The organism is Microbispora sp. NPDC004025 (genome assembly GCF_053604425.1).
In genome coordinates this window covers 293,045-310,656 of record NZ_JBSGHN010000008.1, presented here as the reverse complement: position 1 = coordinate 310,656, position 17,612 = coordinate 293,045, and the positions used below count along the sequence as shown (strand labels likewise).

At 72.9% G+C, this 17,612-nt stretch carries 18 protein-coding genes; 16 read left to right on the top strand and 2 right to left on the bottom strand.

Annotated elements, in window-relative coordinates:
- The first annotated feature begins 141 nt into the window (after positions 1–141).
- Together ACWEQG_RS22140 and ACWEQG_RS22135 are read left to right on the top strand one after the other, a co-directional pair.
- Entirely contained in the window at positions 142–1,956 is a 1,815-nt protein-coding gene (locus tag ACWEQG_RS22140) for an ABC transporter ATP-binding protein (RefSeq protein ID WP_452287289.1), read from the top strand.
- Positions 1,953–3,749: an ABC transporter ATP-binding protein gene (locus ACWEQG_RS22135; RefSeq protein WP_452287251.1), complete on the top strand. Its 1,797-nt coding sequence runs from the start codon at positions 1,953–1,955 to the stop codon at positions 3,747–3,749. Before ACWEQG_RS22140 ends, ACWEQG_RS22135 begins: the two co-directional genes overlap by 4 nt.
- Positions 3,750–3,768: 19 nt before the next feature.
- Here the strand turns inward: ACWEQG_RS22135 and ACWEQG_RS22130 are convergent, their stop codons facing one another.
- Positions 3,769–5,427: a TIGR03767 family metallophosphoesterase gene (locus ACWEQG_RS22130; protein ID WP_452287249.1), complete on the bottom strand. Its 1,659-nt coding sequence runs from the start codon at positions 5,425–5,427 to the stop codon at positions 3,769–3,771.
- A 240-nt stretch (positions 5,428–5,667) separates the two neighbouring features.
- Between ACWEQG_RS22130 and hisI the strand changes: the two genes are divergently transcribed.
- From hisI to ACWEQG_RS22060, 14 genes are all read left to right on the top strand, one after another.
- Entirely contained in the window at positions 5,668–6,018 is a 351-nt protein-coding gene (gene hisI / locus ACWEQG_RS22125) for a phosphoribosyl-AMP cyclohydrolase (protein WP_346227706.1), read from the top strand.
- Positions 6,015–6,641 carry a Trp biosynthesis-associated membrane protein gene (locus ACWEQG_RS22120; protein WP_452287248.1) on the top strand — a complete coding sequence of 209 codons (627 nt, stop codon included), beginning with the start codon at positions 6,015–6,017 and terminating at the stop codon, positions 6,639–6,641. The genes hisI and ACWEQG_RS22120 overlap by 4 nt, the downstream gene beginning before the upstream one ends.
- A gap of 155 nt (positions 6,642–6,796) precedes the next feature.
- Positions 6,797–6,934: a hypothetical protein gene (locus ACWEQG_RS22115; protein ID WP_452287246.1), complete on the top strand. Its 138-nt coding sequence runs from the start codon at positions 6,797–6,799 to the stop codon at positions 6,932–6,934.
- 91 nt (positions 6,935–7,025) lie between these two features.
- Positions 7,026–7,379, top strand: a complete 354-nt coding sequence (locus ACWEQG_RS22110; RefSeq protein ID WP_363463880.1) for a CD225/dispanin family protein — start codon at positions 7,026–7,028, stop codon at positions 7,377–7,379.
- A 5-nt stretch (positions 7,380–7,384) separates the two neighbouring features.
- The gene (locus ACWEQG_RS22105; protein ID WP_452287244.1) at positions 7,385–7,816 is read left to right on the top strand and encodes a DUF2752 domain-containing protein; all 432 of its coding nucleotides are present in this window, start codon (positions 7,385–7,387) and stop codon (positions 7,814–7,816) included.
- 144 nt (positions 7,817–7,960) lie between these two features.
- Positions 7,961–8,785, top strand: a complete 825-nt coding sequence (gene trpC, locus ACWEQG_RS22100; RefSeq protein ID WP_452287242.1) for an indole-3-glycerol phosphate synthase TrpC — start codon at positions 7,961–7,963, stop codon at positions 8,783–8,785.
- A gap of 47 nt (positions 8,786–8,832) precedes the next feature.
- Complete coding sequence (trpB, locus tag ACWEQG_RS22095; RefSeq protein WP_452287287.1) at positions 8,833–10,056, top strand: tryptophan synthase subunit beta; 1,224 nt, start codon at positions 8,833–8,835, stop codon at positions 10,054–10,056.
- A gap of 22 nt (positions 10,057–10,078) precedes the next feature.
- Entirely contained in the window at positions 10,079–10,873 is a 795-nt protein-coding gene (gene trpA / locus ACWEQG_RS22090) for a tryptophan synthase subunit alpha (RefSeq protein ID WP_452287240.1), read from the top strand.
- 137 nt (positions 10,874–11,010) lie between these two features.
- Positions 11,011–11,580 (top strand): DoxX family protein, encoded by a 570-nt coding sequence (locus tag ACWEQG_RS22085; RefSeq protein WP_452287238.1) that lies wholly within the window; start codon positions 11,011–11,013, stop codon positions 11,578–11,580.
- Positions 11,581–11,631: 51 nt separating this feature from the next.
- Positions 11,632–12,378: a DsbA family protein gene (locus ACWEQG_RS22080; protein ID WP_452287236.1), complete on the top strand. Its 747-nt coding sequence runs from the start codon at positions 11,632–11,634 to the stop codon at positions 12,376–12,378.
- Positions 12,375–13,310 (top strand): ADP-ribosylglycohydrolase family protein, encoded by a 936-nt coding sequence (locus ACWEQG_RS22075; RefSeq protein ID WP_452287234.1) that lies wholly within the window; start codon positions 12,375–12,377, stop codon positions 13,308–13,310. The genes ACWEQG_RS22080 and ACWEQG_RS22075 overlap by 4 nt, the downstream gene beginning before the upstream one ends.
- 92 nt (positions 13,311–13,402) lie before the next feature.
- Positions 13,403–14,407 (top strand): prolipoprotein diacylglyceryl transferase, encoded by a 1,005-nt coding sequence (lgt, locus tag ACWEQG_RS22070; protein ID WP_452287232.1) that lies wholly within the window; start codon positions 13,403–13,405, stop codon positions 14,405–14,407.
- The gene (locus tag ACWEQG_RS22065; protein ID WP_363463891.1) at positions 14,404–15,123 is read left to right on the top strand and encodes a VIT1/CCC1 transporter family protein; all 720 of its coding nucleotides are present in this window, start codon (positions 14,404–14,406) and stop codon (positions 15,121–15,123) included. The genes lgt and ACWEQG_RS22065 overlap by 4 nt, the downstream gene beginning before the upstream one ends.
- Positions 15,120–16,031 carry a hypothetical protein gene (locus tag ACWEQG_RS22060; protein ID WP_452287230.1) on the top strand — a complete coding sequence of 304 codons (912 nt, stop codon included), beginning with the start codon at positions 15,120–15,122 and terminating at the stop codon, positions 16,029–16,031. The genes ACWEQG_RS22065 and ACWEQG_RS22060 overlap by 4 nt, the downstream gene beginning before the upstream one ends.
- Here the strand turns inward: ACWEQG_RS22060 and ACWEQG_RS22055 are convergent.
- On the bottom strand, positions 16,005–17,579 hold the full coding sequence (locus tag ACWEQG_RS22055) for a bis-aminopropyl spermidine synthase family protein (RefSeq protein WP_452287229.1): 1,575 nt from the start codon (positions 17,577–17,579) through the stop codon (positions 16,005–16,007). The genes ACWEQG_RS22060 and ACWEQG_RS22055 overlap by 27 nt on opposite strands.
- Positions 17,580–17,612 lie beyond the last annotated feature (33 nt).

The window sequence follows — 17,612 nt, the reverse complement described above, 5'->3', positions numbered from 1 at the left end:
GTGACCGATCCGGCGGCGTCCCCGAGTGGGTAACGTCCCCCTCCGGGGCGCTCGCAGGGAGCGGCCCCGGTTGGTCCCCGATCGGAAGGAACGCACCGCGTGCCGACGAAGGAGTCTCCCGCGCGGCCCCGCAGCTCAGTCATGCTCCAGGGTCTCAAGGTCATCGGTGTGGCGATCAGAACCGAGCCGAGGATCTTCACCGGCGCGGTCCTCGCCAGCGCCCTGTACGGCGCGATGACCGTCGTCTCGTCCTGGGCGCTCGGCTGGGCGACCGACAACGCCGTGCTGCCCGCCTTCCGGGACGGCGCGGCGAGCAGCGGCGCGCTGGTCACCGCGGCCCTGCTGATCGTGGGCGTGGCGGTGCTCAAGGCGGCGGGGATCATGGGCCGGCGCATCATGGCCGGCATCCACCAGTACCGCATGCAGGCCCACTCCCGCCGCGCGGTCACCCGGCAGTACCTGCGGCTGCCCCTCGCCTGGCACCACCGTCACCCGACCGGGCAGCTGCTGTCCAACGCCAACTCCGACGTCGAGGCGGCCTGGGGGCCGCTCGCGCCGCTGCCGATGGCGGTGGGCGTGGTCGTGATGCTCGTGACGGCCGCCGCGGCGATCGTGCTGGTCGACCCGGTGCTCGCCCTCGTCGGGTTCCTGATCTTCCCGGCCGTGGCCGTGCTCAACCTGGTCTACCAGCGCAGGCTCTCGCCGCTGGCGATGCGGGCGCAGCAACTGCGGGCCGAGGTGAGCGAGGTCGCGCACGAGAGCTTCGACGGCGCGCTCGTCGTCAAGACCCTCGGCCGCGAGGACGCCGAGACCGCGCGGTTCCAGGCGAAGGCCGACGCGCTGAGGGACGCCAACGTCGCCGTCGGCCGGGTCCGCGGGCTGTTCGACCCCATGCTGGAGGCGCTGCCCACGCTGGGCGTGCTGGCCGTGCTGCTCGTCGGGTCGCTGCGGCTGGAGTCGGGCGGCGTGGCGGCCGGCGACCTGATCCAGGTCGCCTACCTGTTCACCCTCCTCGCCTTCCCGATCCGGGCGCTCGGCTGGGTGCTGGCCGAGCTGCCGCGCAGCGTCGTCGGCTGGACGCGGGTCAGGGACGTCCTCGACGCCTCCGGCTCCATGGAGTACGGCACCGCCCGGCTGGACGCCTCCGGTCCGGCCGGGGTGGAGGCCGAGGGCGTCGGCTACGCGTACGTGCCGGGGAGCCCGGTGCTGACGGACGTGACCTTCACGGTCGCGCCGGGCCGCACGATCGCGGTCGTCGGACCGACCGGAGCGGGCAAGTCGACGCTCACCCAGCTGCTGGCGCGGCTGATCGACCCCGACAAGGGCGTGGTCCGCGTCGACGGCGTCGACCTGCGCGCGGTGGCCAGGGGCGGGGTCAGCGACTCGGTGGCGCTCGTCCCGCAGCAGACGTTCCTGTTCGACGACACCGTGCGCGGCAACCTCGCGCTCGGCGCGGCGGTGCCGGACGAGCGGATCTGGGCCGCGCTGCGGCTCGCGCAGGCCGACGGCTTCGTCAGCGCGCTGCCGTCCGGCCTGGACACCAGGATCGGCGAGCGCGGCGCGACGCTGTCGGGCGGGCAGCGGCAGCGCCTGGCGCTGGCCCGCGCGATCGTGCGCGAGCCCCGGCTGCTCATCCTCGACGACGCCACCTCCAGCGTCGATCCACAGGTGGAGAAGCGCATCCTGTACGGCCTGCGCGACGGCGCGGCCGAGGCCACCGTGATCGTGGTCGCCTACCGGATGGCGACGATCGCGCTGGCCGACGAGGTCGTGTACCTGGAGCAGGGCGTGGTCGCCGACCACGGCACCCACGAGGAGCTGCTGACTCGCTGCGCGGGCTACCGCGACCTCGTCACCGCCTACGAGCGCGAGGAGGCCGAGCGGGCCGAACTCGACATCCGCGACGACATCCGCGACGACATCCGCGACGACACCGATGAGGAGGTCATCGCATGACCGTCACGGCCACAGGACAGACTTCGTCCCTCCGGTCGGCCGACCGGGGCGCGCTGGAGACGCTCAGGCAGGGCCTGCGGCTGTCGCCGGAGTTCCGCCGCGGGCTCGCCGGGACGCTCGTGCTGGCCGTGCTGGCCACGCTGGGCAAGGTCGTCGTGCCGATCGCCGTGCAGCAGGTGATCGACCGGGGCCTGGGGTCGGGCGTGCCCGACCTGCCGTTCATCCGGAACGCGGTCGCGCTGTGCGCGCTCGCGGTGGTGCTGACCGCGTTCTGCGGCTACCTGATGAACGTGCGGCTCTACCGCTCCACCGAATCGGGCCTGGCGGCCCTGCGGGGCAAGGGCTTCCGTCACGTGCACGACCTGTCGGTGCTGACGCAGAACACCGAGCGGCGCGGCGGCCTGGTCTCCCGGGTGACCGGCGACGTGGACCAGATCAGCACGTTCATGCAGTGGGGCGGGCTGATGGTCATCGTGTCGGCCGGCCAGCTGGTGGTGGCGACCGTGCTCATGGCCGTCTACTCCTGGCAGCTCACGCTGCTCGTGTGGGCCTGCTTCCTGCCGCTGATGCTGGCCCTGCCCCGGTTCCAGCGCCTGGTGGCCAAGGCGTACACCCGGGTGCGCGAGCGCGCCGGCGACGTGCTCGCCGCCGTCAGCGAGTCGGTCGTCGGCAGCGCGGTGATCCGGGCGTACGGCTCGGAGGACCGCACGGCCGAGCGGATCGACACGGCGGTGGACGGCATGCGCGCGGCGCAGACCCGGGCCCAGAAGATCGTCGGGTTCACGTTCCCGACCACCGAGCTGGTCGCCTCGATCTCGGTGGCGCTGGTGGTCGTGGCCGGGGTCTGGCTGGGCGTCGCCGACTCGATCACGGCGGGGCGGCTCATCGCGTTCCTGTTCCTGATCACGCTGTTCATCAGCCCGCTGCAGACCGCGACCGAGGTGCTCAACGAGGCGCAGAACGCGATCGCCGGGTGGCGGCGCATCCTCGGCGTGCTCGACACCCCCGCCGACGTCGCCGACCCGGTGAACGGCGCGACGCTGCCGCGCGGCCCGATCTCGGTCCGCTTCGACGGCGTGGGCTTCGCCTACCCGGGCGGACCGCCCGTGCTCCACGACGTGTCCGTGGACATCCCGCCGCGCACGCGGATCGCGGTGGTGGGGGAGACCGGCTCGGGCAAGACGACCTTCGCCAAGCTGCTCACCCGGCTCATGGACCCGACCTCCGGCCGGATCCTCGTGGACGGTGTCGACCTGCGCTCCCTGAGCTTCTCCTCGCTCAGGGAGCGGATCGTGATGGTCCCGCAGGACGGCTTCCTGTTCGACTCGACGCTGGAGGACAACATCCGCTTCGGCCGGCCTTCGGCGACCCGGGAGGAGATCACCCGGGCGCTGACCGAGCTCGGCCTGGCGGACTGGCTCGACGGCCTGCCCGCCGGCCTGGACACCCCCGTGGGCCAGCGGGGCGAGTCGCTGTCGGCCGGGGAGCGGCAGCTCGTCGCCCTCGCCCGGGCCTACCTCGCCGACCCCGACCTGCTGCTGCTCGACGAGGCCACCTCCGCCGTGGACCCCGCGACCGAGGTGCGGCTCGCCCGCGCTCTCGACGGCGTCACCCGGGGCCGTACGGCGGTCTCGATCGCCCATCGCCTGTCCACCGCCCAGGCGGCCGACGAGGTCCTGGTGTTCGAGCACGGCCGGATCGTGCAGCGCGGCCCGCACGCCGTCCTGGTCGAGCAGCCCGGCGTGTACGCCGACCTCTACGCCTCCTGGACGACCGCCACCACCACACGCTGACGCGGGCTGCCGGCCGCCTTCAGCGCCTTCTCAGCAGAAGCTCGGTGTTGCGGTCGCCGGGCAGGCCGGCCAGGCCGCTCCGCGTGCCGGGGGAGTTGAACGAGAGCTCCCGGTAGAGCGCGGCCAGGCCGCTCTGGGACAGGTCGCCGAAGTCGGTGCGGTGCGGCGCGGCCGACTCCACCAGTGTGGTGAACAGGGACAGTGTCCCGTCGCGGTTGTCGGCCAGCTCGACGACTCTCGCCAGCTGCGGGTAGTCGACGTGGGAGGCGGTGGAGATCTCCCAGAAGCCGCCATGAGGGACGATCTTGTTGAGGTGGGAGTGGCCGTTGATCCACGCGGCCACGTTGCCGTGCTTCCTCAGCACTGCCAGCAACTCCTGCCCGCCGTGGCGCTTGTCGTGCGGGCGGGCCGGATCGGGCGCGAGGTTGGTCATGGACCAGCTCGGGTGATGACTGAAGATCAGGGCGATGTCGTCCGCGTGGGTCTTCAGGGTCCGCTCCAGCCAGGCCAGCTGCCGGGTGCCGACCGATCCGCGGTAGTCGCCGCCGCGGTCGGTGGTGTCCAGGCTGACGCCGACGACCCCGTCGGCGATCCGGAAGGAGTAGTCCAGCCGGCCGCTGTCGAGGTTGTCCCGCGTGTAGCCATGGCCGACGGGTCCCGCGCCGGTGTACGCCGGGTCGAGGTGGGCGGCGATGTAGGCGTGCGGGCTCAACGGGGCGCGGCGCTCGTCGGCGGTGACCGTGCGGGCCTTGCCCCGGTAGCGCTTCCACGCGGCGCGGAAACGGGCGCCGGTGGGGTCGCCCCGGCGCAGCGCCCGGTAGACCGCGCCGGCCTCGGAGGCGGGCAGGGCGAACAGCTTGCGCGAGCCGGTGGCCAGGTCGGCGAAGAAACCGCCGGCCGCGGAATAGGCGCCGCCGAAGAGCTGGTCGTGGTTGCCGACGGTGGAATACCACGGCACGGCCAGGCCGGGGCTGCTCACCTCGCGGATGGCCGCCTCCAGGAAGCCGTCCAGGTGAGGGAACCCTGCCCGCTTGTCGATGTCGCGCACGCGGGAACCGGGCTGCCAGTAGAGGCCCAGGCCGGAGCTCTGCACGCCCTCGTACGCGCCGGGGTCGCCGGTGTTGGGGGTGAATCGGCCGCCGGTCATGGCGGTGAGGAACCACTCCATCTCGACCCGGGAGTTGTTGTCGGTGTTGTCGCCGGTGGTCATGACGAAGCCGATCGGCGCCCGGGTGGCCGGGCCGTGCCGCAGGGCGTTGACCTGTTCGATCAGCGAGACGGCGCCGACGGCGGTCAACGCCTCCTGCGGGCGCCAGGAGCTCATGTCTCCCGCGCGCAGGAACTCATAGCGCTGCGGGTTCTGCACGTCGGTGATGTGCAGGTCGGTGAACTGGACGAAGCAGGCCAGCGCCGTACGGCGTTCGGCCCTGCCCTTCCTGGCCTCGGCCAGCTCCGTGCGTGTCACGCGGCGCCAGCCGGGGCCGTCGGACAGCCTGCGGTATCCGCCGGCGCCGTGCGGCCTGGCGACGGCGCGGATCGTCGTCAGGGGGGTGGTGGCCGAGGGCGTCGCGGCCGAGGAGGCGGCAGGAGTGGAGGCGAGTGCGATCTCCAGCGCGACGCCCGAGGCGGTCATGCCGGAGGCGACGAGGAAGGCGCGGCGGCTGAGGGCGGGATCCATGATGCTCCCCGGTGGTGGCGTCGAGGGATGCGTCCACTGGGGATGGTTGACACCGGGAATGACTCCCGGCCTAACACGGCTGAAACGCCGTCCAGCCATAGAGCGCCGAGAAATGACCGCATGTCATCCGGACACCTGATGGCAGCGGGCCGGAAGCCTGCCGCTTTCCCGCCGTTCAGAAGTGCGCGGCCGGGTAGCGGCGGAGAGGGGGGCGGCCGGGGCCTGCGGCACAATTGCCTCATGGCCCTCGACCCGAAGATCGCCGACCGGCTCAAGCGCACGCCGGACGGCCTGGTGCCCGCGATCGTCCAGCAGCACGACACCGGCGAGGTGCTCATGCTCGCCTGGATGGACGACGAGGCGCTGCACCGCACGCTCACCACCGGCCGGGCGACCTACTGGTCCCGCAGCCGGGGGGAGTACTGGGTGAAGGGCGACACCTCCGGCCACGTGCAGTGGGTCAGGCACGTGGCGCTCGACTGCGACGGCGACACGATCCTGCTGAAGGTCGACCAGGTGGGGGCGGCCTGCCACACCGGTGACCGCACCTGCTTCGACGCCGACGTCCTCGACGTGAGCGGCGCGCCGTGACCGCTCCGGCGCCCGTCCACGACCGGACGAGCAGGGCTCGGCGCTCGCTGCTCGCCTGGCTGGCCGCCTGCGCGGTGGGCGGCGGGCTCGCGCTGCTGGCCGCGGGCCGCGTCTGGGTCACGCTCGGCACGGCGGGGAGCCCCGCCGGAGCGGGCGGCGGCTCCCTCACCGGCAACGACCTGGTCGCCTGGCTGACCCCCGCGGCGCTGGCCGCGCTCGCCGCCGTGCTGGCCGTACTCGCGGCCCGGGGGGTCGCGCGGCGGGTGACGAGCGTGGTCGTGGCCCTCCTCGGCGCCGCGGTCGCGGCCGGGGCGTGGGACGGCACGCGCGGCGGCACCATCGCCGCGGCGGCCGCCGGGCACATGACGACCGCGGTGACGTCCGCCGGTCACATCTCCGTGGAGTCGCGCGCCTGGGTGTGGCCGGTGCTGGCCGCCGCGGGCGGGATCGTCCTGGCCGGCGCGGGCGCCGCGGCGGCGGTGCTGAGCGCGCGCTGGCCCGGCATGTCGAGCAGGTACGAGCGGGGGGCCGGGCGCGCGGGAACCGGCGGCACGGCCCGGGTGAAGGACGCCGACAGGGCGATGTGGGACGCCATCGACGAGGGCGACGACCCCACCGCGTGAACGCCCCCGCAAGGGCGGCAGCGCCAGCGCGGGCGATGTTGGACCGTTCCCAACTGTTTGATCACAAGTTGCCCACAAAGCTCGGTTTTGCCCTGAACGGCCCTTCCTTCTCGCTAAGCTTCCCGCCGACCTGAAGGATTTCACGGGAGCTTCGGATGAGCTACCAGCACCAGCCGTACGGGTGCCCGCCTTCCCCGGGGCGGGACACCGGCGGCCCGCTCCTGTGCGCCCTCGCGTCGTTCACCGGTGTGATTCCCGGCCACGTCGCTGTGGACCGGATCGCGGTGCTCTGATCGGGCCCCCGCGGCGGACGCGAAGAAGCGGCCGCCGATCCGGCTTCCGTCTCATACCGAACTCTCTCCCTATCGACAGCAGGAGCGACAAATGAGCTACGACCCCGGCAACCCCGGCGGCTTCCCTCCGCCCCCGCCTCCCGGCGGCGGTTACGGCGCCCCGATGCCGCCCGGCGGTGCCCCCCCGAACAACCACCTGGTGATGGCGATCGTCACGACGATCCTGTGCTGCCTCCCGCTGGGTGTCGTGTCGATCGTCTTCGCCAGCCAGGTCAACTCCAAGTGGATGGCGGGCGACTACCAGGGCGCGGTCGCGGCCTCGGAGTCGGCCAAGAAGTGGTGGATGGCGTCGCTGATCACCGGCATCGTGCTGCTGGTCCTGTACATCCTCTTCGTCGTCGTGCTGGGGGTCTTCAGCTTCAGCACCTCGACCACGTCATACTGAGGGTCATGACATCGACCGTCCCGGCGCGGCGCCCGGCGGACCGCTTGCGGTCCCTGCTGGCGCCGCTCGGCGTGGCGGCCGTCGCGTCGGCGGCGGCCGCGTACGTCGCCGCCGTGGACCCGAACGAGCCCGGGCACTATCCGACCTGCCCGCTCCTCTTCCTCACCGGGCTCTACTGCCCCGGATGCGGTTCGCTGCGCGCTGTCCACGCCTTGGGACACGCCGACGTGCTGAGCGCCCTGCACCTCAATCCGCTGCTGGTCGCGGCCGTCCCGTTCCTGTTCTATCGATGGGCCCTCTGGGCATTACGATCATGGCAGGGACGGCCTGTGCGCACGAACCTCGCGCACCCCGCGTACCTGTGGTTACTTCTCGCCATCGTGATCGTTTTTTGGGTAATACGGAACACGCCTTTCGGGCATTTCCTCGCACCCTGAATCGACCCGGTGGCGGATCGACGCGAGACGGGCCGATACCATCGCAGGGCAGGACACGCAGAGCAGCCGACCGGAGGGACCCTTACGCGTGAGCGAGCGGACAGGCAAATCGCGCGAGCTCCGAGCCGAGAGCGAGGAGGACGCGTGAGTGTTCTTGAGGACATCATCCTGGGCGTGCGGGAGGACCTCGAAGAGCGGCAGCGCGACGTGCCGATCGAGGAGCTCAAGCGGCTCGCCGCCCGTGCCCCCGAGCCCCGTGACGCCTATGCCGCGCTCGGCGGCGACCGGGTGTCGGTCATCGCGGAGGTGAAGCGGTCGAGCCCCTCGAAGGGCGCGCTCGCCGCCATCGCCGACCCCGCCGCGCTCGCGGCGGACTACGAGGAGGGCGGCGCCCACGTCATCAGCGTGCTGACGGAGCGGCGCAGGTTCGGCGGCACCCTCGCCGACCTCGCCGCCGTGCGCGCGGCCGTGGACATCCCCATCCTGCGCAAGGACTTCATCGTCACCTCCTACCAGCTGTGGGAGGCCAGGGCGCACGGCGCGGACCTCGCCCTGCTCATCGTGGCGGCCCTCGACCAGCAGGCGCTCGTCTCGCTGATCGAGCGGGCCGAGTCGATCGGGCTCGCCCCGCTCGTCGAGGTGCACACCGAGGAGGAGCTGGTCCGGGCGGTCGACGCCGGCGCGAAGATCATCGGGGTCAACGCCCGCAACCTCAAGACGCTCGAGGTGGACCGCGAGGTGTTCGCCAAGCTCGCGCCCAAGGTGCCGGACGGCGTCATCAAGATCGCCGAGTCCGGCGTGCGCGGCCCGCACGACCTGCTCGCGTACGCGCGGGCGGGGGCGGACGCGGTGCTGGTGGGCGAGAGCCTGGTCACCGGCAGGGACCCCAAGGCCGCGGTCAACGACCTGGTGACCGCCGGCGCCCACCCGGCCTCGCGGCAGGACACCGGCTCCGAGAGGCACTCGTGAACGACAGCGCTGCAGAGGGAGGCCGCGTGACCCCGACGGAAGGGACCATGATCACCCCCGCCGACCTGGCCGGTGGCGGGGTCCGCGGCGACGACCCGGACGTCCACGGCAAGTTCGGCAGGTTCGGCGGCAGGTATGTCCCCGAGGCGCTCATCCCGGCCCTCGACGAGGTCGCCGCGGAGTACGAGAAGGCCAAGACCGACCTCGAGTTCATCCGCGAGTTCGACCACCTGCTGCGCACGTACGCCGGGCGTCCGACGACGCTGACCGAGGTGCCGCGGTTCGCTGAGCACGCGGGCGGCGCGCGGATCGTGCTCAAGCGCGAGGATCTGACCCACACGGGCGCACACAAGATCAACAACGTGCTCGGCCAGGCGCTGCTGACCAAGCGGCTCGGCAAGCGGCGCGTCATCGCGGAGACCGGGGCGGGGCAGCACGGCGTCGCCACCGCCACCGCCGCGGCGCTGATGGGCCTGGAGTGCGTCATCTACATGGGCGCCGTCGACTGCGAGCGCCAGGCGCTCAACGTGGCCAGGATGAAGCTCCTCGGCGCGACGGTCGTGCCGGTGACCAACGGCAGCCAGACCCTCAAGGACGCCATCAACGAGGCGTTCCGCGACTGGGTCACCAACGTCGACCACACCCATTACCTGTTCGGCACGGTCGCCGGGCCGCACCCGTTCCCGGAGATCGTCCGGGACTTCGCCCGGATCATCGGGGTCGAGGCGCGCCGTCAGGTCCTCGAGCTGACCGGCCGCCTGCCCGACGCCGTCTGCGCCGCCGTCGGCGGCGGGTCGAACGCCATCGGCGTCTTCCACGCCTTCATGGAGGACCAGGACGTCAAGCTGTACGGCTACGAGGCCGGCGGCCGGGGCCTGGACACGGGCGAACACGCGCTGACCCTGACCGAGGGCAGCGTCGGCGTGCTGCACGGCGCCCGCACCTACGTCCTGCAGGACGATGAGGGCCAGACGATCGAGTCGCACTCGATCTCGGCCGGCCTCGACTACCCCGGCGTCGGCCCCGAGCACGCGTGGCTCAAGGACACCGGCCGTGCCACCTACGAGGGCGTGACCGACGAGGAGGCCATGGAGGCCTTCGCCCTGCTCGCCCGCACCGAGGGCATCATCCCGGCCATCGAGTCCTCGCACGCGCTCGCGGGCGCGCTGCGGCTGGGCCGCGAGCTCGGTCCCGACGCCGTCATCCTGGTGAACCTGTCGGGCCGCGGCGACAAGGACATGGGCACCGCGATGAAATACTTCAACCTCTGATCAGCATCGACAGGACATCCCGATGACGACACTCCAAGCGGTGTTCGACAAGGCCCGCGCCGAGGACAGGGCCGCGCTGGTCGGCTACCTGCCGGCCGGCTTCCCGACCAAGGACGGCGCGGTCGCCGCGGCGACCGCGATGGTCGAGGCCGGCTGCGACGTGATCGAGATCGGCCTGCCGTACTCCGATCCGCTCATGGACGGCCCGACCATCCAGGACGCGGTGCACCGGTCGCTGACCAACGGCACCCGCATCGCCGACGTGCTGCGCACCGTCGAGGGCGTGGCGAAGTCGGGGGCCGCGACGCTGGTCATGACGTACTGGAACCCGATCGACCGCTACGGCGCCGAGCGCTTCGCGCGCGACCTCGCCGCCGCGGGCGGCGTCGGGACCATCACCCCCGACCTGACGCCCGAGGAGTCCGAGCCCTGGCTCGCCGCGAGCAAGGAGGCCGGCATCGACACGGTCTTCCTCGTCGCGCCCAGCTCGCCGGACGAGCGCATCGAGCGGGTCGCCGCCTGCTGCACCGGCTTCGTGTACGCGGCGTCGCTGATGGGCGTGACCGGCGCGAGGGAGACCGTCAGCTCGGCGGCCGAGGGCCTGGTCAAGCGCACCAGGGCGCACACAGGGCTGCCCGTCTGCGTCGGCCTGGGCGTCGGCAACGGCACCCAGGCGGCCGAGGTCGCGGCGTACGCCGACGGCGTCATCGTCGGGTCCGCCTTCATCCGGCGCCTGCTCGACGCCCCGGACGAGAAGTCCGGTCTCGCGGCCGTTCGCGAACTCGGGTCCGAACTCGCCCGGGGTGTCCGGCGCTGATCCGCCCTGAGGTTTCCTTCCCGTAGGTGCGCCACGACCGGCCGAGATAAGGCGGCTTACCATGCTCTTATCCAGCACATGGTGAGGTTGGGTCCCGGTACTGTTCAGTCGGTGTTGCCTACCGGGCGAGGAGACTCATGGTTCAGTTGGCATCCGGCACCTCGGTGTCCGAGCGGTTACAGCCTGCGAAGCCCGCGCTCTCCTGGGTCACGACCGCCGCACGGGTCGTGCTCGCCGGCGTACTGATCGTCGCCGGTGCGCTCAAGATCGGCGCACCCGCGTTGTCGGTGCAGGCGGTGCGGGCCTACCAGCTCCTGCCCGACTCCGTCGCGCAGGTCGTGGGGTACGGCCTGCCCGTCTTGGAGATCATCACCGGCCTGCTGCTGCTCGTCGGCCTGTTCACACGCGCGGCGGCGGTCGTCGGCGGGGTGCTGATGGTGGCCTTCGTCGTCGGCATCGCGTCGGCCTGGGCCAGGGGGCTGCGCATCGACTGCGGCTGCTTCGGCGGCGACGGCACGCTGGCCGCGGGACAGGAGCCCGGCTACTTCTGGGAGCTGCTGCGCGACCTCGGACTGCTCGTCTGCGCGGCGTGGATCGTCGTCAGGCCGGCGGGCCGCTTCTCGCTGGACTCCGCGCTGGGCTTCACCGGGGAGCGGGATACGACGGACGAGGACGGCTCGGACGACGGTGAGGACGACGGCGCGTGACCGCGGACGACCGCGGAACGTGGCCGAGGGGATAGCCAGGGGGGAAGTTTCGTGAGCAAGCGTACGAGCGAGGCGGCCAGGGCCCGCATCGCGGCCCAGCGGGAGGCCCTGCGCAAGCAGGAGCAGCGCAAGCGCGTCACGATGATCGTGACCATCGCGGTGGTCGCCGTGATCGCGGTGGCCTTCGCCGTGTGGTCGGTGCGCCAGGGGGCCTCGGAGAAGGTCGCGGGCGGCCTCGCTCCCGTCAGCGTGGAGAAGGACGGCACGGTCGTGATGGCCAAGTCCGGTGTGACCGCGCCCGTGGTCGACGTGTTCGAGGACTTCCAGTGCCCGGCGTGCAAGCAGTTCGAGGAGACCAGCGGCTCCACGCTGAAGAACCTGGCGGCCGAGGGCAAGGCCAAGGTCGTGTACCACCCGATCACGATCTTCGGGCAGGAGCCCACCAAGGGCAACTCGCTGCGGGCGGCCTCCGCGGCCCGGTGCGTGACCGACGGTCAGCAGTGGCTGGCGTACCACGACAAGCTCTACAAGAACCAGCCGAGTGAGACCGTGACCGGCTTCACCGCCGACGAGCTGATCAAGTGGGGCAAGGAGGCCGGCGTCACCGCCGACGATTTCGACACCTGCGTGCGGGAGCAGCGCAACGTCGCCGCTCACCAGCAGTTCACCGAGAAGACCATGAGCACGCAGAAGCTGACCGGCACGCCGACCGTCAAGCTCAACGGCAAGGACCTCGACACCAACGTCGCCTTCGTGCCGGCCTCGCTGCGCGACGCGGTGGAGAGCGCCGGCAAGTGACCTCCCGGGAGCGGAGGATCCACGCGGCGATGCTCGCCTTCGCGGCGGGCGACGCGCTCGGCGTGCCGTGGGAGGGCCGCCCGCCGGAGCGCGTCGACCCGGCCGAGGTCGTCCGGCTGCCCGCGCCGGACCGGGGCTGGCCGCGCGGCGCGACCTCCGACGACACGGCGCAGATGGTGCTGGTCGCCCGGTGCCTGGCCGACACGGGCGGGCGCCCCTCCTCGTTGGACTTCCTCACCCGGCTGGCCGGCGCGGCGCCCGCGGTGCGCGGCCTCGGGCCGACGACGCGGCGTGCCCTCGCGCGCTTCGCCGAGACGGGGGAGATCCCCGCGCCCTCGGCGGACGATCTGCCCACCAACGGCGCGGCCATGCGCGTCGCCCCGGCCGGGTGGGCCGTGCCGCCGGACCGCCCCGGACGCCGCCGGGACCTGTGCGAGGTGCTGTCCGTCGCGACGCACCGGGCGCCCGCGGCCGTGGCGGCGGCCTGCGTGATCGCGGCCATGGCGTCGTACGCGGTCGAGGGGGCCGGTCCGGCGGACCTGCTGGACGCGGCGGCGGCCGAGGCCCGCTGGGCGGGTGAACACCACGGCCTGATGGACACCGTTATGGACACCGTGACGGCCGCCGCGCGCGGGCGGTGGTCGCCCCCGCCCGAGGGGGTCTCGCTGGACGCCGTGGAGACGGCCGCCGCGGTGGTCCACGTGATCCGCGAGGCCCCGGACCCGGCCGCCGCGCTGCCGTACGCCGTGTCGCTCGGCGGGGACGCCGACACGGTCGCGGCGCTCGCGGGAGGCGTGCTCGGCGCGTGCGACCCCGAGGGGGTGGCCGGGCTGGGCTGGCTCGGGCTGGTGGATCTCGGTGAGTACCCCGGCCTTGAGGACCTCGCCGCACGCCTGTCCGCGCTCCGCCAGGACGCCGCCGCCGGGCTCTGAAACGGGGTGCGCCGGGTGGTCGGCGCAGGTCGGGCGGGCGATGCCCGTGCCTCGCTCCGGGGCCGCCCTCTCTTGCGGTAACGTCACGTTACATGCCCCTCCTCGCCTCGATTCCCAGCCCGTCACAGGGGGTCTGGAATCTCGGACCGATCCCGATCCGCGCGTACGCGCTGTGCATCGTGCTCGGTGTCATCGTCGCCGTCTGGATCGGCGAACGCCGCTGGCGCGCCCGTGGCGGCGCCCCCGGGACGATCACCGACCTCGCGGTCTGGGCCGTGCCGTTCGGCCTCGTCGGCGGACGTCTCTACCACGTCATCACCGACTGGCAGATCTACTTCGGCTCGGACGCGCCCAAGCGGCCGATCGACGCCCTGTTCATCTGGGAGGGCGGCCTCGGCATCTGGGGCGCGATCGCCCTCGGCGCGCTCGGTGTCTATATCGCCTGCCGCCGGCGCGGCATCTCCTTCACCGCCGTCGCCGACACCCTCGCCCCCGGTGTGGCCGTGGCCCAGGCCATCGGCCGCTGGGGCAACTACTTCAACCAGGAGCTGTTCGGCGGCCCCACCGACCTGCCGTGGGGCCTGGAGATCGAGCCGGGCCGCCCCGGCACCGTCCCCGGCGCGACCACCTACCACCCGGCGTTCCTGTACGAGTCGCTGTGGGACCTCGCGCTCGCCGTCGTGCTGATCCTGGCCGCCCGCCGGTTCACGCTGCGGCACGGCCGGGTGTTCGCGCTGTACGTGGCGGGCTACACGCTCGGCCGGTTCTGGATCGAGGGGCTGCGGGTGGATCCCGCCCACGAGATCCTCGGCCTGCGGCTGAACCAGTGGACCTCGATCGTCATCTTCCTGTGCGCGCTGGCGTATCTGTGGCTGGCCCGCAACCGCGCGGGCGAGGAGCCGCTGGGCGCGCAGATCGGCGACGGCGACCCCGCCCACGCCGACCCCGCTCACGGGCGGGACCAGGCCGACGAGCCGGAACTGCTGCGTGAGGAGGAACAGGACGAGACGCCAGGGGAGCCCCAGGAGACGGCGGCCGCGGGCGCGAACGCCGCGAACGAGGCCGGCCCGGCGGAGGGGGAGGCCGACCGGCGATGACGAAGGCCACGACGGGGGCGCGGGCCGAGATCCACCACGAGCACCGGGACGTCAACGGCGGCTGGTTACGCCCGGCGGTGTTCGGCGCGATGGACGGGCTGGTCTCCAACTTCGCGTTGATCGCGGGTGTCGCCGGCGGCACCGCCGAGACCAGGATCATCGCGCTCGCGGGCATCGCCGGCCTGGCCGCCGGAGCGTTCTCCATGGCGGGCGGCGAGTACGTGTCGGTCGCCAGCCAGCGCGAGCTCGCGCAGGCCGAGATCGACGTCGAGCGGCGGGAGCTGGAGCGGCACCCGGAGGCCGAGGAGGCCGAGCTCGCCCGCATGTACGAACAGCGGGGTGTGGACCCGGAGACCGCCAGGGAGGTCGCCCGGCAGATCTCCCGCGACCCGGAGGAGGCCCTGGCCGTCCACACGCGGGCCGAGCTGGGCGTGGACCCCGGCGACCTGCCCTCTCCGGTGCTCGCCGCCGTGTCGTCGTTCCTGTCGTTCAGCCTGGGCGCGATCGTCCCGCTCCTGCCGTACCTGCTGGGCGTGCGGGGGCTGTGGATCTCCGCCGTGGCGTCCATGGTGGCGCTGTTCGCCGCCGGCGCCGTGGTCTCCCGGGTGACGGCCCGCAGCTGGTGGTTCAGCGGCCTGCGCCAGCTCGTGGTGGGCGCCGTGGCCGCGGCGCTGACCTGGGGCCTGGGCTCGCTGATTGGAACCGGCGGTCTATGACCAAGCGCAAGCGCCGGTCGTCCGCGCCGGCCCCGGGCAGGACCGGGGCCGCCCTCACCGAGCTGGGGCTGGACGACAGGCAGCAGCGGGTGTTCGTGTGGTCGGTCGTCGGTGCGGGAGTGCTGGCGATCGCCCTGGTGCTGACGCTGACGATCAACGCGATCGGCGGGCCGCCTGCGCCGCCGGCGGCGCAGGCGGCGGGCGGCGTGGTCGGGGAGGGACTTCCCGCGTCCTTCCAGTCCTGGCCGACGCTGAAGGAACTGGCCCCGGTGCGGGATCGGAAGGCCGACTCCGCGCCGCTGACCGCCCAGGAGGTGTTCGGCGCGCGGACGCTCACGGCCGGGAAGGTCACGCTGCGCAGGCTCGCCAGCCGTCTGGACCAGTCCTGCGCCGGCGCGGTGTGGGGAGCCGACCTCGCCGACGCCCTGGCCGAGGCCGGATGCACACAGGCGGTCCGCGGCCTGTACACCACGGCCGACGGCGCGTACGTCGCGCAGTACACCCTGTTCAACCTCGCGGACGTCGCGGCGGCCGACTCGCTGGCGAAGTCGCTCACGTCGCTCTACCGGGGCGCCTGGGTGCAGCCGCTGGACTCGCCCCGCGCGAGGTTCGGCGCCTACAGCGAGGCCGACGCCTACGTCCTGGGGCACTACCTCGGGGTGGCCTGGGTCGGCAGGACCGACGGCGCGGAACCGGGGGAGAGGGACGACTTCATCATGCTCGGCCTGGCCGTGCGGGAGGCCGAGAAGGCGGTCTTCCGCCGCGTGGTCAAGGTCGCCGGGGTGCCGTCGGACCCCGCGCAGCCGCCGGGCCCGGCCGACACCGCCCAGCCCTCGGAGGCTCCTCCCACCGACCCCGGCGCGACCACTTCGGTGCAGCCGTCAGCCTCCCTCCCCGCCGCCCGGTAGCCGCGTCGCGGTGATCAGCGCCGCCATCTGGGCGAACCGGTGGAGGGGGAGTTCGAGCGGCGTGGCGTCCAGTGCCCACGGCGCGGCCTCCTCGACGGCCGCCCTGGCCTGCCGCTTGGTGAGCCCGGCCGTCTCGGTGAGCGCCTCCCGCCAGGTGTTGGCGACCTTTCCGTGCGCGTTGTCCATGATCGTGCGCACCGCCCGGTCCGTGCCGCCGTCCGGCCGCGCGAGCCGTACGGCGTCGAGCACGTGGCCCGTTTCCGAGGGCGCGACGGTCAGCGAGTAGACGGGGGCCAGCAGCGCGGCCAGCGCGGCCGGGTCCGTGATCGGACCGGCCGTGAGCACGCGCACGTGCCGGGCGCGCGTCGCGAGCAGCAGGCGGGGCAGCGCCGCCTCCAGCCCGGCCGGCACGGCGATCGCCACGCGCCCGGGATCCGCGGCGTACGGCTTGGCCAGCAGGGTGGCGAGCCGGGTGCGCGGCACCTGGGGCAGCAGGCCGCGCGGCCAGTCGCCGGCGAGCAGGTCCGGCCCGAACGCCTTCACGGCCGCCTCGCCGGGCGGCGCCGCCGGGGCGGACTCGACGGCCTGGGGGCCCTGCGTGTAGATGGCCGTGGCGAGGCGGTCGAGCCGGGCGGCGATCGCCGGCCACGTCTTCGTGGTGGGGCGCAGCACGTACAGGTCCGCCGCGCTGCCGATCGCCTCCGCGCCGTGATACCGGTTGAAGTGCGGAAATATCGCCTCTTGCAGCAAGTTGAGGTCGATGAGAGCCTTCTGCACTTTGAGGGCGAGCATCGGGGTGCGCTCGGACGCGCCGTAGGCCACCAGGATGCGTCCCTGGTCGCGGTCGCGCAGGCCCTCGGCGGCGCGGGCGGCGAACAGCCCGATCCCGTCCGGCGTGTACGGCGGGTCGGTGATCGCGAGGTCGGCCCAGCCGCGCAGCGACGGCGGCAGGCCGAGGCGCAGGTCCGCCCAGCGGGTGCGCACTCCCAGGTCCTGGGCGTCGATGTACTCCAGGATGCGGTCGTCGATGTCGGCCACGGCGACCTCGACCTCGGGGTGGACCATCCGCACGGCCAGCGAGGTCAGATCGTGGTCGCCGACGCACAGCAGGCGGGCGCCGGGCAGCCAGAACCGCCGCCCCAGCAGCAGGGCCCGGCGCAGAACCGTCTCCGCGGTCGCGGAGACGTGGTCGAGCGCGTGCCGCCCCCGGGGGGCTCCGGCGATCAGGGTCTCCAGGCGGTCGAGCGTCTCGGCGTGCGCCGCGACCATTTCGGAGACCGGATTCCCGAGACCGGAAATATCCGTATCGAATGGGACGTTGTAGCGGTTGACCTGATCGCTGGGAATACGGACACGGTCACCGCTGTGCTCGAGGGGGAGCACCCGCAGCAGCGACTCGATCGTCCGCCGCGACGTCGCGGTCTCCCTGACCAGGTCGGACAAGGTCCACCAGCGGCCGCCGGACAGGAGCGCCAGCGCTCCGCGCAGGCGCAGGCCGTCCACGCCGGCCTCCGCGAGCAGTTCGTCGATCGCCTCATGACCACTCATGCGCAAACCATATCCACGGCGCTGACCTGTGAA

What these genes read in the sequence shown, in the direction of transcription:
- ACWEQG_RS22065 (WP_363463891.1), top strand. Translation starts at nt 14,404, where the DNA reads ATGACGAAGGCCACGACGGGGGCGCGGGCCGAGATCCACCACGAGCAC.
- ACWEQG_RS22055 (WP_452287229.1), bottom strand. Translation starts at nt 17,579, where the DNA reads ATGAGTGGTCATGAGGCGATCGACGAACTGCTCGCGGAGGCCGGCGTG.
- ACWEQG_RS22115 (WP_452287246.1), top strand. Translation starts at nt 6,797, where the DNA reads ATGAGCTACCAGCACCAGCCGTACGGGTGCCCGCCTTCCCCGGGGCGG.
- ACWEQG_RS22135 (WP_452287251.1), top strand. Translation starts at nt 1,953, where the DNA reads ATGACCGTCACGGCCACAGGACAGACTTCGTCCCTCCGGTCGGCCGAC.
- ACWEQG_RS22085 (WP_452287238.1), top strand. Translation starts at nt 11,011, where the DNA reads ATGGTTCAGTTGGCATCCGGCACCTCGGTGTCCGAGCGGTTACAGCCT.
- trpA (WP_452287240.1), top strand. Translation starts at nt 10,079, where the DNA reads ATGACGACACTCCAAGCGGTGTTCGACAAGGCCCGCGCCGAGGACAGG.
- ACWEQG_RS22105 (WP_452287244.1), top strand. Translation starts at nt 7,385, where the DNA reads ATGACATCGACCGTCCCGGCGCGGCGCCCGGCGGACCGCTTGCGGTCC.
- lgt (WP_452287232.1), top strand. Translation starts at nt 13,403, where the DNA reads ATGCCCCTCCTCGCCTCGATTCCCAGCCCGTCACAGGGGGTCTGGAAT.
- ACWEQG_RS22130 (WP_452287249.1), bottom strand. Translation starts at nt 5,427, where the DNA reads ATGGATCCCGCCCTCAGCCGCCGCGCCTTCCTCGTCGCCTCCGGCATG.
- trpB (WP_452287287.1), top strand. Translation starts at nt 8,833, where the DNA reads ATGATCACCCCCGCCGACCTGGCCGGTGGCGGGGTCCGCGGCGACGAC.
- ACWEQG_RS22110 (WP_363463880.1), top strand. Translation starts at nt 7,026, where the DNA reads ATGAGCTACGACCCCGGCAACCCCGGCGGCTTCCCTCCGCCCCCGCCT.
- hisI (WP_346227706.1), top strand. Translation starts at nt 5,668, where the DNA reads ATGGCCCTCGACCCGAAGATCGCCGACCGGCTCAAGCGCACGCCGGAC.
- ACWEQG_RS22060 (WP_452287230.1), top strand. Translation starts at nt 15,120, where the DNA reads ATGACCAAGCGCAAGCGCCGGTCGTCCGCGCCGGCCCCGGGCAGGACC.
- ACWEQG_RS22140 (WP_452287289.1), top strand. Translation starts at nt 142, where the DNA reads ATGCTCCAGGGTCTCAAGGTCATCGGTGTGGCGATCAGAACCGAGCCG.